The sequence below is a fragment of the Actinokineospora sp. UTMC 2448 genome (assembly GCF_024760565.1).
GTDB classification, from domain to species: domain Bacteria; phylum Actinomycetota; class Actinomycetes; order Mycobacteriales; family Pseudonocardiaceae; genus Actinokineospora; species Actinokineospora fastidiosa.
On record NZ_CP031087.1, the window covers coordinates 1413465 to 1426051 of the forward strand.

Genomic DNA, 12587 nt, shown 5'->3' on the forward strand with positions numbered 1-12587 from the left:
CATGCCCGAAGGCCACACCCTGCACCGGCTCGCCCGCATCCACACCAAGTGGTTCGCGGGCGGGCCGGTCGCCGTGTCCAGCCCGCAGGGCCGGTTCTCCGCCTCGCTTGTGGACGGTCGGGTGCTGCGCAAGGCCGAGGCCCACGGCAAGCACCTGTTCCACTCCTACGGGCCGGACGCGGTCGTGCACGTCCACTTGGGACTGTACGGGACGTTCACCGAGTCCCCGCTGCCCGCGCCCGCCCCGGTCGGCCAGGTCCGCATGCGCCTGGTCGGGCCGTCGCACTACACCGACCTGCGCGGCCCGAACGCCTGCGAGATCCTGACCGCAGCCGAGGCGCGGGCGCTGCGCGCCCGGCTGGGCCCCGACCCGCTGCGCCGCGACGCCGACCCCGAGCGCGCCTGGGCCCGCATCAGCCGCTCGCGCACCGCCATCGGGGCGCTGCTGATGGACCAGGCGGTGATCGCGGGCGTGGGCAACGTCTACCGCGCCGAGGTCCTCTTCCGCCACAACGTGCACCCGCTGCTGCCCGGCCGCGACCTCGACCGGGCCGAGTGGGAGGCGATGTGGGCCGACCTGGTCGGCCTCATGCGGCTGGGCGTGCGCCGCGGCCGCATCGACACCGTCCGCGACGAGCACCTGCCCAAGGCTATGGGCCGCGCGCCCCGCGTCGACCGGCACGGCGGCGAGGTCTACGTCTACCGCCGCACCGGCGAGCCGTGCCTGGTCTGCGGGACGCCCGTGGCGCAGGCGGAACTCGTCTCGCGCAACCTCTTCTGGTGCCCGGCCTGCCAGCCCGGGCGCGGCTAGAAGAAGTCGCCGCCGCCGAAGTCCCCGCCGAAGCCGCCCCCGAAATCGCCGCCGAAGTCCCCGCCGAAGTCTCCGCCCGGGTCGGCGCCGGGGTCGCCGCCCATGTCGCCCATGTCGCCGCCGTCGCCTGCGTCGCCGCCCATGTCGCCGCCCGCGTCGGCAGCGCCCGCGTCGTAGCCCGCCGCCCAGGCGTCGGCTGAGGCGATGCCCGCCATGCCCGCGAACATCGTGCTGAACAGCAGCATCGAGCCCACGCCCCAGGCGCCCGCGACGAGGGCGGGCCGCCACCACGGCTCGCTGTACCAGCCGCGCGGGACCGAGCGGCCTGCCACGCGCCCGCCGGGGTAGTAGTACGGCGTGCCCTGCGAGGCGTCCGGCGACGCGGCGTAGTGGTGGCCCTCGACCGCGACCCTGCGGTGCTCGGTGACCGCGCCCGCGCGGGCCGCCTCCGGGTCGACCGGCAGCTCCGGGCCGGGGTCCATGTCCATGGCGACCCGCGCGGCGCGGACGTAGTACAGGCCCTCCAGCGCGGTCTTGGTCACCAGGCGGCACTGCTCGACCGTTGTGGCCTGGTCCATCTGCGACCCGGCCGCCGTGTAGCGCTCGGAGGCGTCGGCCATGGCCTGCTGGGCGGCCTTGGTCGTGCCGGTCAGGTTCATCACCTGGCCGCCGAGCCGCTCGACCCAGCGGCGGGCCTCCGCCTGGGCGTTCTCCAGCTCCGCCCGGCGCCTGCCCGCGCCGCTGCGCGCCGCGATCACGCCGACCACGACCAGCGCGACGACCAGGACCAGCAGGATCTCCATGAGGTGACCTCCTCAACCGGGGGTTACCCGGACAACGAGGGACCTCACCCGGTTGGTTCCCTAGAAGACCTCGAGGCAGCGCGGCTCGCGGTCGGCGGACAGCGCCGTCGACAGCGCCGACACCGCGCCGGGGGAGTGCTCGACGACGCGCCCGGCGTCGGCGAGGCGGGTCAGCCGGGTGCCGCCGAGGTAGGCCGCGCCCAGCTCGGTGCTGCTGGTGGCCAGGTCGGCCGGGTCGCCCGTGCGGGTCACCGTCGGCACGCCCTTGTCGTCCACCGCGAGCCGCACGCGGCCCGCGTTCCACGGGCAGAGGTCGTCGGTGACCTCGATCACCACGTCCACGGGCGCGCTGTAGCGGCGCTGCGCGAGCGCCCGGTCGACGTCCACGAGCCGGATGTAGAGGCCGTCCTGCACCTTCCCCACCGCGGCGCGGGCGTCGGCGAGCATCAGGGGCAGCGGGTCGTCCATGCCCGCCGAGAGGTTGATCTCCCCGGCGAGGTCCATGTCGAGCGCGTACCGCAGCAGCGCCGCGTGCGCCTGGGGGGTGAGCGCGGTCAGCTCCTCCACCGTGATCTCCCCCGCGGCCCCGCGGTCGTTGTAGCGCGGCTTGGCCCGGAACAGCGCGTACCCGCGCGGGTGCACGGCCCACCGCAGCCTCGACTGCCCGCGCCGCATCGCCTCCGGGTCGTGCAGCCAGTCCTGCCAGATGGCGTCGTCGCGGCTGAGCGCGCCCGCGCGCTGGGCGGCGTACTCGTCGTAGAGCGCCCGCACGTGCGGGAGCGCCTGCTCGGCGGGCAGCTCGCGCACGCGGTCGGCCCCGAGATCGATGCCCGGGCGGAACGCCGTCTTGGCGGTGATCGCGTACTCGATCTGCGAGGTCGCCGGGCCGAACCCGAAGCGCTGGTAGATCCCCGCCTCGGACGCCCACAGCGCCGCGACGGCGGGCCCGCCCGCGTCGTGGATCTCGGCCAGCTGGGCGCGCATCATGCCGGTCAGCACGCCCCGCCGCCGCTGATCGGCCGCGACGACCACATAGGTCACCGCGGCGAACGGCACGGCCGTCCCCTCGGGCAGCGTCAGCCGCCGCTCGCCGACCGACATCGCGCCGACGAGCCGGTCGTCGTCGAACACCCCGACCTGGCGCGAGTCGGCCAACACGATCCGCATCCGCGCGCCGATGTCCTCGGCGCTGTCGGTCGACAGGAACGCCGAGATGACCAGGTCGACGTAGGCGGACATGTCCTCGTCGGTCAACACGCGCATGGGATGCATGGAAGGTGTCTACGCCCGCTGGTGCCGGGCACGCCACCGAATAAGTGAGCGGGCGGCGTGCTCGCGTCGAGCACGCCGCCCGGTCGGGCTGACAGGATTTGAACCTGCGACCCTTCGCTCCCAAAGCGAATGCGCTACCAAGCTGCGCCACAGCCCGGGGTCTGCCCGATCAGCCTACCGGCACACGCTAAGCTGTTTCCCGTGCCGGTCCGCGGACCGGCGCACGCGGGCGTAGCTCAATGGTAGAGCCCTAGTCTTCCAAACTAGCTACGCGGGTTCGATTCCCGTCGCCCGCTCCACCTGGTGGTTCACCGGAAGTCCCCGGCGTGGTCGACCGCCCACCGCTGGAACGTCCTGGCCGGGGCTCCGGTGATCCGCTCGACGGTCGTGGTGATCGGCTCGGGGTGCTCGACCATCGCCGCGTGGGCGTCGACGATGCCCCGCGCGATCTCCTCGTCGAAGCCGGGGAACAGCTCCCGCACCGCCACCTCCGGCGGCAGCTCCTCGAACCGCAGCTTCCGGCCCAGCGCCGCGCCGATCGCCTCGACCTGCTCCACCTGGGTGAGCCGGGCGGGCCCGGTCAGGTGGTACTTGCCGCCCGCGTGCCCGTCGTCGATCAGCGCCCGCACGGCGACGGCGGCGATGTCGTCCTCGTGGATCAGCGCCCGCGACGCCGCGCCGTGGAAGCCGCGGACGACGTCGCCCGCGCGGATCTGGTCGGCCCACATCAGCGTGTTCGCGGCGAACCCGCCCGCGCGCAGGAACGTCCACTCGGCCCCCGACCGCTCCAGGAGCGCCTCCACGCGCGCGTGCGAGGCGAGGATGCCGTCGGTGGCCTCCTCCACCCCCGCCGCGGAGAGGTAGACGATCCGGCGGCCCTGCTCGGCGAGCTTGGCGATCAGGGCGTCGGCGGCGTGGTCGGCCGCCAGGGTGGGGAAGACCAGCAGCACCGCGCCCACGCCGTCGAGCGCGGCGTCGAGGGAGTCCGGGTCGGCCAGGTCGCCGCCCACGACCTCGGCGGGCAGCCGGGCGGCGCCCGGGTTCCTGGTGAGGGCGCGGACGGCGGCGCCCGTGCCCGACAGCTGGGCCACCGCGGACCCGCCGACGCGGCCGGTCGCGCCGGTCACCAGGATCGTGTTCCGGTCAGCCATGGGGAATCCCTCGCTCTCGCCTTCGGATGACCCGACGGTAGGAGCTCGACATTGGTCGAGGTCAATGGCGCGAGGGGGGTGAGCTGAACCGGCCGTTAGGGTGCTCGTGAGTGTCGCTCACCACAGCCAGGCGGGTGAAACACTTTAAGAGTCGCCGTCTTGACAGTGAACGCCGTGGTGCGCGGCGGTCGGTTTCGGTAGACCGGTGCCATGTCGCGCAACGCAGTGCTGGATGTCATGCAGGCCGTGGTGCTGAGCGCCGTCGTGGTCGACGACGCCGGGCTGGTCCTGATGGTGCGCAGCGGGGACCGGCTGGAGCTGCCCTCCGGCCCGCTGCTCGTCGGCGAGGACGCCGCCGCCGGGGTGGCCAGGGTGGTGGCCGCGGCGACCGGGGTGGCCATCGAGGTCCGCGACCTGATCGGACTGACCGGCGGGCCCGGGTTCGGGGTGTGCTTCACGGCGCGGCCCGCCGCGGGCGACCTCAACGGGCACGCCGAGTGGGTGGAGCCGGAGGAGCTGCCCGTGCTGCCGGTCCGGCCGCAGACGCGGGAGCGGATCGAGCACGCGCTGGCCGGGTAGGCGCCCTCCCGGGGAGGGCGCCACGGCCCGTCAGCAGTCGCGCAGCTCCGGCGACTGGTTCAGCAGCTGGCCCCGGGGGCTGATGAACGCCCGGTAGCGGTCGCTGTCCACGGCCGAGGGCACGAACGCCGCCACCCGGTGGCAGTTCTGGAAGGCCAGCTTCACGCCGAAGTGGCGCTCGAGGCCGCCGCGGATCGCGTCGGAGGCCAGAGCGCGGAGCAGTTGGCCGCGCTCGGCCTCGCTCGGCGGGGGCACCTCGTGGTCGGCGAAGCCGTCCGGCCGGTCAGGGGCCGCGGTGGCAACCCGGGAGACGACCTCCCAGGCGTACGGCAGCGACGCGCGCACGCAGTCGACGAAGTCGGCGTCCTCCACCGGGCCGCGCTCGGCGCGGGCGAGCAGGTCGGCGGGCACATCGAGAGACATCGCAACCTCCAGTAGCTCGGTCGCCTCCCTGCCTACCGGGCGCGTTGAACGGTGATCAACCCTGACCACCGGAATGGTCGAAAACCATCCCGAACAGTTGCGCCGCGACCCCGTCCGCCGGTAGGTCGCCCTTGTGCCCCTCGGAGCCTTCCTGCTCGCCCCCCGCTTCCCCGGACAGACCGACCGCGACGCCCTGGACCGGGCCTGCGCTGCCCTCGACGCCGCCGAGCGGGCGGGGTTGGACGAGGCGTGGATCGCCGAGCACCACTTCATGCCCTACGGCGTGTGCCCGGACGCTGCCGCCTTCGCCGCCTACGCGCTGGGCCGCACCCGCCGCATCGCCGTCGGCACCGCGGTCAGCGTGCTCAGCACCACCCACCCCGTCGCCCTCGCCGAGCGCGCGCTGCTGCTGGACAACGTCTCCGGCGGCCGCTTCCACCTCGGCGTCGGCCGCGGCGGCCCGTGGGTCGACCTGGAGGTCTTCGGCACCGGCCTGGAGCGCTACCGCAGCGGCTTCCCCGACGCCCTCGACCTGCTGCTGCGCGCGCTGACCGGCCCGACCGTCACGGGCAGCGCCCGGTTCCCGTTCCGCGAGGTGCCGGTCGTTCCCGCCCCGGCGAGCCTGCCGCGCCCGCCGGTCGCGGTGGCCGCCACGTCCAAGGACACCGTCGCCCTGGCCGCCGCCCGCGGCCTGCCGCTGCTGCTCGGCATGCACGTCGACGACGACGACAAGCTCGCCATGGTCGCCCACTACCGGGCCGCGGGCGGCCCCGCCGACGCCCCGCACGTCTCCGCCGTCGTCGCGCACGTCGCCGACAGCCGGGCCGAGGCTGTGGCGCAGGTCATGGACACCGCCCCGGGCTGGCTGTGCGCGGGCCTGGCGGCCCACGTCCCGGTCGACGGGGGCCGCGGGCCCTCCCGCGACCCGTACGCCTACGCCCGGCTGCTCTGCGACCTGCATCCCGTGGGCGACCTGGACTACTGCGCCGCCCGACTGTCCCGGTCCGGCATCGGCCGGGTCATCGCCATGGTCGAGGCGACCGGCGACCCCGGGCACACCCAGCGCACCGTCGCCGCCCTCGGCGTGTTGCGCCGCTCCGGCGTCCTGCCACCCGCCGCGTCCGACCTGGGCAAGCTCGCCTAGACTCGGACGTCGATCCCCGGCGGCCCGCTGCGTCGCGGGGCAGTACCCCCAGTCAGTACCAAGGAGACCACGTTGAAGAGCACCGTCGAGCAGCTGAGCCCGACGCGGGTACGCATCAACGTCGAGGTGCCGTTCGACGAGCTCAAGCCGAACTTCGACCGCGCGTACCGCAAGCTCGCGGGCCAGATCCGCATCCCCGGCTTCCGCCCGGGCAAGGCCCCGGCGCGGGTCATCGAGTCGCGGGTCGGCCGCGCGCCGATCCTGGACGAGGTCGTCAACGAGGCCATCCCGGCCAAGTACATGGAGGCGCTGACCGCGGGCCAGATCAAGGCCCTCGGCCAGCCCGACATCGAGCTGACCAAGCTCGAGGACGGCGCCAGCCTGGAGTTCACCGCCGAGGTGGACGTGCGCCCCGAGATCACCGTCCCGGCCTACGACGGCTTCGCGGTGACCGTCGACGACGTCGAGGTCACCGACGCCGAGGTCGACGAGCAGCTCGACGAGCTGCGCGCCCGCTTCGGCACGCTGACCGGCGCTGACCGCCCGGTCGAGACCGGCGACTTCGTCTCCATCGACCTCGCGGCCACCGTCGACGGCGTCGAGGTCGATGACGCCAAGACCTCCGGCCTGAGCTACGAGGTCGGCTCCGGCCAGCTCATCGAGGGCATCGACGACGCGCTCGTCGGCCTGTCGGCAGGCGAGTCGGCGACCTTCACCACGAAGCTGGTCGCGGGCGAGCACGCGGGCAAGGACGCCGAGGTCACCGTGACCGTGCAGACGGTCAAGGTGCGCGAGCTGCCCGAGCCCGACGACGAGTTCGCCCAGCTCGCCAGCGAGTTCGACACCATCGACGAGCTGCGCGCCGACCTGCGCGAGCGGCTCGGCCGGGTCAAGAAGATGCAGCAGGGCGTGCAGGCGCGCGACAAGGTCCTGGAGGCCCTGCTCGAGTCGGTCGACGTGCCGCTGCCGGAGAAGGTCGTGCAGGCCGAGGTGGAGAACCGCCACCACGACGCCGTGCACTCCTTCGACCACGACGACGCCAAGCTGACCGAGTTCCTGGAGTCCCAGGGCCGCAGCCGCGAGGAGTTCGACACCGAGCTGCGCGGCGACGCGGAGAAGTCGGTCAAGACCCAGCTGGTGCTCGACGCGATCGCCGAGTCCGAGCAGGTCCAGGTCAACGACGCGGAGCTGACCGAGCGGATCATCTACCAGGCCCAGCGCTTCGGCGTGAGCCCGGACGAGTACGTCCAGCGCGCGCAGCAGTCCGGCCAGCTCGGCGCCATCTTCGCCGACGTGCGCCGGGGCAAGGCGCTGGCCGCCGTCGTCCGAGAGGCCAAGGTGACCACCGAGGACGGCACGGACGTCGACCTGTCGGAGCTTTTCGGCAAGCAGGCGGATGAGGCAGCGGCCGAGTGACTGGGAGCGTCTTCGACGCACTCGGGTTCTAACGCTGTGAGCGAAAGTGGGCGGTGTCGGGCAGTCGACGCCGCCCGCCTTCGTTAATGTCGAGCGAGAGATCTCTGGATCGACTTCAAGACTTGGGAGAAGGCAGGCAGACGTGACGCAGCACCCCACGCCCCACCTGCGGTCGGCGACCGCGGGGCTCAACCTCAACGACTCGGTCTACGAGCGGCTGCTCCGCGAGCGCATCGTCTTCCTCGGCTCCGAGGTCGATGACGACATCGCCAACCGGATCACCGCGCAGCTGCTGCTGCTGGCCGCCGAGGACCCCGAGAAGGACATCACCTTCTACATCAACTCCCCCGGCGGCTCGGTCACCGCGGGCATGGCCATCTACGACACGATGCAGCTCATCGAGCCGGACGTGGCCACGTGGGGCCTCGGCCTCGCCGCGTCCATGGGGCAGTTCCTGCTGGCCTCCGGCACGCCCGGCAAGCGCTACGCGCTGCCGCACACCCGCGTGATGATGCACCAGCCGTCGGCGGGCATCGGCGGCACGGCCTCGGACATCGCCATCCGCGCCGAGGTCTACGCCAAGTGGAAGCACGAGATGGCCGTCATCACCGCCGAGCAGACCGGGCAGACCGTGGAGAAGGTGACCGCCGACGCCGACCGCGACCGCTGGTTCACCGCCGAGGAGGCCAAGGAGTACGGCTTCATCGACCACGTGGTGTCCCGTGTCGGGCGCCAGGCCAGCTGACCGAGGAACAGGAGCCTCAGCCGTGAGCAACCTTCAGTCCCGCTACGTGCTCCCCTCGTTCGTGGAGCGGACCAGCTACGGGGTCAAGGAGTCGAACCCGTACAACAAGCTGTTCGAGGAGCGCATCATCTTCGTCGGCGTCCAGATCGACGACGCCTCCGCCAACGACGTGATGGCGCAGCTGATCTACCTGGAGTCGGCCGACCCCGACCGCGACATCACGATGTACATCAACTCCCCGGGTGGCTCGTTCACCTCGTTGATGGCCATCTACGACACGATGCAGTACGTCCGGCCCGACATCCAGACGTTCTGCCTCGGCCAGGCGGCCTCCGCCGCCGCGGTGCTGCTCTCCGCTGGCACCCCGGGCAAGCGCATGGCCCTGCCCAACGCGCGCGTGCTGATCCACCAGCCCGCTACCGAGGGCACCTACGGCCAGGTCTCCGACCTGGAGATCCAGGCTGCCGAGATCCAGCGGGTGCGCCGCCAGATGGAGACCATCCTGGCCAGGCACACCGGCCGCGGCGAGGAGCAGATCCGCAACGACATCGAGCGCGACAAGATCCTCACCGCCGCCGAGGCGGTGGAGTACGGCATCATCGACGAGGTGCTGCCGTACCGCAAGCTCTCGGCCCGGTAGACCACCGGCACCCGGCGCGGCCATACCGCACGAAAGCGACCGACACGCCCGGCGTGGAGGGCCTATCGTGTGGGGTCAGGACAATTCGGCCGCGTCGGGGTGCGGGTTCTCCCGCAACTCGGGGGTAGACAGGTACCGTCGAAGGCAACGGACGCGACCGGCCGGGTGCCACCGGGGCGGTGCGGACGGTCGGACAGCCAGGTGCGCTCCGGCGCACCGGAGGGGACAGAGGTCAGCGACCATGGCACGTATCGGTGATGGCGGAGACCTGCTCAAATGCTCTTTCTGCGGGAAGAGTCAGAAGCAGGTGAAGAAGCTCATCGCCGGGCCAGGCGTCTACATCTGCGATGAATGCATCGATCTCTGCAACGAGATCATCGAGGAGGAGCTGGCCGAGGCGGGCGACGTCAAGCTCGACGAGCTGCCCAAGCCGCTGGAGATCCACGAGTTCCTCGACCAGTACGTCATCGGGCAGAACGACGCCAAGCGCTCCCTGGCCGTCGCGGTCTACAACCACTACAAGCGCATCCAGGCCGGTGAGCGGGCCCGGCCCGAGGGCCGCGAGGGCCGTGGCGAGGAGACCGTCGAACTCGCCAAGTCCAACATCCTCATGCTCGGCCCCACGGGCTGCGGCAAGACCTACCTGGCCCAGACGCTGGCCAAGCTGCTCAACGTGCCCTTTGCCATCGCCGACGCCACGGCGCTGACCGAGGCCGGGTACGTCGGCGAGGACGTGGAGAACATCCTCCTCAAGCTGATCCAGGCCGCCGATTACGACGTCAAGCGCGCCGAGACCGGCATCATCTACATCGACGAGGTCGACAAGATCGCCCGCAAGAGCGAGAACCCGTCGATCACCCGCGACGTGTCCGGCGAGGGCGTGCAGCAGGCCCTGCTGAAGATCCTCGAGGGCACGACGGCGTCGGTGCCGCCGCAGGGCGGGCGCAAGCACCCGCACCAGGAGTTCATCCAGATCGACACGACGAACGTGCTGTTCATCGTGGCGGGCGCGTTCGCCGGGCTCGAGAAGATCATCCAGGACCGGGTGGGCAAGCGCGGCCTGGGCTTCGGCGCCGAGATCCGCTCCAAGGTCGAGACCGACGCCGCGGAGATCTTCGCCGAGACCATGCCGGAGGACCTGATCAAGTTCGGGCTCATCCCGGAGTTCATCGGGCGTCTGCCGGTCGTGGCCAGCGTGACGAACCTGGACAAGACCTCCCTGGTCCGCATCCTGACCGAACCGCGCAACGCGCTGGTCAAGCAGTACAAGAAGCTGTTCGAGATGGACGGCGTCGAACTGGAGTTCACCGACACCGCCATGGAGGCCGTCGCCGACCAGGCCATCCTCCGCGGCACCGGCGCGCGCGGCCTGCGCGCCATCATGGAGGAGGTCCTCCAGTCGGTGATGTACGACATCCCCTCCCGCACCGACGTGGCGAAGGTCGTCATCACCGAGCAGACGGTCCGGGAGAACGTGAACCCCACCATCGTCTCCCGCGCCCCCACCCGCCGCGAGCGCCGAGAGAAGTCGGCCTAGCCGACGTCGGGCCCTATCGGCGCACCCCCGCCCTGGTGCGCCGTGGGGCGGTCTCGGGGGTGCGCCGCTAGCCGCCTTCACGGCGAGTTGGCTCCTCGTCCGCGTGTCCCCTGCTGGCGTGTGCTCAACGTCACGGCCGCGCGCCACATGGTGGTGCGTTAGCCCTAACGGCGAACCGCGGGTGTGTCACTGACCGACCTTCACGGAGTGCGCAGCGTGGCCTGGGCGGTCACCGCTGGCCCAACACGGCGCGCTGGCTGAGGTGGGTGGTGGGCCGCTGGCTGGCCTTCGCGGAGTGCGGCTGGCGTGGATCGTGGGTGCGCTGTCCGGCGGTGTTAGCGGTGAGCGGCCAGGAAGGTGACCAGGTCGGGGACGACCCGGTCGTAGAAGCGGCCGTCGTGGCCGCCGGGGCCGAGGTAGCCCACCTCGGGGTCCGCCCGCTCGATGAACTCCCGTGTTCCCCGCGCGAACGAGTCCTGGGCGCCGCACCACACGGCGATCGGGGTGTCCCGGGGCACGTTGTGCCTCGGGTCCAGCGCGAGCCACTCCTCCTCGCTGCGGAAGGCGCCGCGCTTGCGCATCTCGTCCCAGGTGGTGATGAGGGCGGGCGAGATGGCCGCGGCCGCTCGCACCGGGGCCCCCGCCTCAGCCCGCCGCCGCGCGTAGAGCAGCGCCCCGAACCCGCCCATCGAGATGCCCGCGACCGCGAACACCCGCCCCAGCCTGCGCTCCGCCAGCCACCCGGGCACCTCCCTGAGCAGCATCCCCATCGGATCGTCCCCGCCCATCTCGTGCCAGTACCCATCACCCCCATCCACCGCGACGAAGGCGAAGGGCGGTGCCTTGTCATACGCCACCTGCCGAACAAGCCACCGAGCCAACCGCCCCGGAAACGCCGTCGCGGCGGTCCCGCCCCGCCCGTGGAGAAACAGACAAACCGGCAGATCCTGGACCAACAACTCCGTCGGCAACACGGACACCATCCCCACCACCCGCCCCCGCGCCGCCGAGTAGACCCACTCCCGCCGCACGATCGGCTCCGGCACCCGCTGCCCCGCCGCCCCCACGGTCCGCGCCAAGGGCCTCACGCCTGACGCCACCCCGGCAATACCTCCCACAGCCACCGCAACCCCACCGAGCAGAGCAGCCCGACGACTAAGCCCGTGGGATGGCCACCGTTGGGAAGGGCTCACGCCTGATCCCGGCTCGCTGTTCCACTGCGCAGCCCGGCTGCTCGGTGGGGCGGGCCAACCAGCCTGTTGCAGGGACGGACCTCCCGAGACGACGGGCAGCCCGCGCGGCTGGCCAATGGACGCGATCGGCGGATGCGTGCGGTGGGGTTCGGCTGTGGTGGGCGTGGTCGGTGGGTGTGTGTGGTGGGGTTCGGCTGTGGTGGGCGTGGTCGGTGGGTGTGTGTGGTGGGGTTCGGCTGTGGGCGTGGCTGGTGGGTGTGTGTGGTGGGGTTCGGCTGTGGGCGTGGCTGGTGGGTGTGTGTGGTGGGGTTCGGCTGTGGGCGTGGCTGGTGGGTGTGTGTGGTGGGGTTCGGCTGTGGGCGTGGCTGGTGGGTGTGTGTGGTGGGGTTCGGCTGTGGGCGTGGCTGGTGGGTGTGTGTGGTGGGGTTCGGCTGTGGGCGTGGCCGGTGGATGCGGGTAGTGGGGTTCCGTCGTGATGGACGTGGTGGCCGGCTGCGCGTAGTGGCGTTCGGTCGTGGTGGGCGGGGTGCGTGGGTGTGTGTGGCGCGGTTCGGCTGTGGTCGGCGCGGCCGGTGGATGCGGGTAGTGGGGTTCGGTCCTGCTGGGCGTGGTGGGCGGCTGCGCGGGGTGGGGTTGGGTCGTGGTGGGCGTGGTCGGAGGGTGCGTGCGGTGTGGTACGGCTGTGGTGGGCGTGGTCGGAGGGTGTGCGTGGTGAGGCTCGGCCGTGGTGGGCGGGGGTGGGGGTAGGGCTCGCTGGGGGAGCCCCTGGTCATCCACGTCCGCCGCCCTGGGTCGGGGACGGGGCGGTGGGGGTTTGGTGGGGTCGTGGGGTGTGGGGCTGTCCATCAAGCTGCTGGCTCATGGGGCCTCCCC

Annotated in this window: 12 protein-coding genes and 2 tRNA genes; 8 read left to right on the top strand and 6 right to left on the bottom strand. The window is 72.1% G+C overall.

Translation table 11 applies throughout. The annotated features are described in order from the left end of the window. Nucleotide 1: 1 nt before the first annotated feature. Nucleotides 2-811, top strand: a complete 810-nt coding sequence (locus Actkin_RS06650; protein ID WP_258906387.1) for an Fpg/Nei family DNA glycosylase — start codon at nt 2-4, stop codon at nt 809-811. Here the strand turns inward: Actkin_RS06650 and Actkin_RS06655 are convergent. The 3 genes from Actkin_RS06655 to Actkin_RS06665 all read right to left on the bottom strand — a co-directional run bounded on the left by Actkin_RS06655 (nt 808) and on the right by Actkin_RS06665 (nt 3043). After that, the gene (locus tag Actkin_RS06655) at nt 808-1614 is read right to left on the bottom strand and encodes a hypothetical protein (RefSeq protein ID WP_258906388.1); all 807 of its coding nucleotides are present in this window, start codon (nt 1612-1614) and stop codon (nt 808-810) included. The two genes, Actkin_RS06650 and Actkin_RS06655, sit on opposite strands and share 4 nt — an antisense overlap. Before the next feature lie 60 nt (nt 1615-1674). After that, nucleotides 1675-2877, bottom strand: coding sequence for a GNAT family N-acetyltransferase (locus Actkin_RS06660; RefSeq protein ID WP_258906389.1), 1203 nt, complete (start codon nt 2875-2877; stop codon nt 1675-1677). Nucleotides 2878-2969: 92 nt separating this feature from the next. Continuing rightward, a tRNA-Pro gene (locus tag Actkin_RS06665) sits at nt 2970-3043 on the bottom strand. 68 nt (nt 3044-3111) lie between these two features. On the opposite strand from Actkin_RS06665, the gene Actkin_RS06670 reads away from it, so the two are divergent. Beyond that, nucleotides 3112-3185, top strand: a tRNA-Gly gene (locus Actkin_RS06670). Between the two features lie 9 nt (nt 3186-3194). On the opposite strand, the gene Actkin_RS06675 is transcribed toward Actkin_RS06670, so the two are convergent. Further along, nucleotides 3195-4037, bottom strand: a complete 843-nt coding sequence (locus tag Actkin_RS06675) for an SDR family oxidoreductase (protein WP_258906390.1) — start codon at nt 4035-4037, stop codon at nt 3195-3197. 210 nt (nt 4038-4247) lie between these two features. Here Actkin_RS06675 and Actkin_RS06680 point away from each other — a divergent pair, with 210 nt between their 5' ends. Beyond that, nucleotides 4248-4616 carry an NUDIX hydrolase gene (locus Actkin_RS06680; protein ID WP_189212161.1) on the top strand — a complete coding sequence of 123 codons (369 nt, stop codon included), beginning with the start codon at nt 4248-4250 and terminating at the stop codon, nt 4614-4616. Between the two features lie 30 nt (nt 4617-4646). Here the strand turns inward: Actkin_RS06680 and Actkin_RS06685 are convergent, their stop codons facing one another. Continuing rightward, nucleotides 4647-5039, bottom strand: a complete 393-nt coding sequence (locus Actkin_RS06685) for an SCO5389 family protein (RefSeq protein WP_258906391.1) — start codon at nt 5037-5039, stop codon at nt 4647-4649. Nucleotides 5040-5172: 133 nt separating this feature from the next. Between Actkin_RS06685 and Actkin_RS06690 the strand changes: the two genes are divergently transcribed. The 5 genes from Actkin_RS06690 to clpX all read left to right on the top strand — a co-directional run bounded on the left by Actkin_RS06690 (nt 5173) and on the right by clpX (nt 10521). Beyond that, nucleotides 5173-6183 (top strand): LLM class flavin-dependent oxidoreductase, encoded by a 1011-nt coding sequence (locus Actkin_RS06690; RefSeq protein ID WP_189212159.1) that lies wholly within the window; start codon nt 5173-5175, stop codon nt 6181-6183. A 72-nt stretch (nt 6184-6255) separates the two neighbouring features. Further along, nucleotides 6256-7599 carry a trigger factor gene (tig, locus tag Actkin_RS06695; protein WP_189212158.1) on the top strand — a complete coding sequence of 448 codons (1344 nt, stop codon included), beginning with the start codon at nt 6256-6258 and terminating at the stop codon, nt 7597-7599. A 142-nt stretch (nt 7600-7741) separates the two neighbouring features. Continuing rightward, nucleotides 7742-8344, top strand: coding sequence for an ATP-dependent Clp protease proteolytic subunit (locus tag Actkin_RS06700; protein WP_189212157.1), 603 nt, complete (start codon nt 7742-7744; stop codon nt 8342-8344). Nucleotides 8345-8366: 22 nt separating this feature from the next. After that, the gene (locus Actkin_RS06705; protein ID WP_189212156.1) at nt 8367-8984 is read left to right on the top strand and encodes an ATP-dependent Clp protease proteolytic subunit; all 618 of its coding nucleotides are present in this window, start codon (nt 8367-8369) and stop codon (nt 8982-8984) included. A 241-nt stretch (nt 8985-9225) separates the two neighbouring features. After that, nucleotides 9226-10521, top strand: a complete 1296-nt coding sequence (gene clpX, locus Actkin_RS06710; protein ID WP_189212155.1) for an ATP-dependent Clp protease ATP-binding subunit ClpX — start codon at nt 9226-9228, stop codon at nt 10519-10521. A gap of 335 nt (nt 10522-10856) precedes the next feature. Here the strand turns inward: clpX and Actkin_RS32580 are convergent, their stop codons facing one another. Further along, complete coding sequence (locus Actkin_RS32580) at nt 10857-12560, bottom strand: alpha/beta hydrolase-fold protein (RefSeq protein ID WP_309569117.1); 1704 nt, start codon at nt 12558-12560, stop codon at nt 10857-10859. Between the last annotated feature and the right edge of the window lie 27 nt (nt 12561-12587).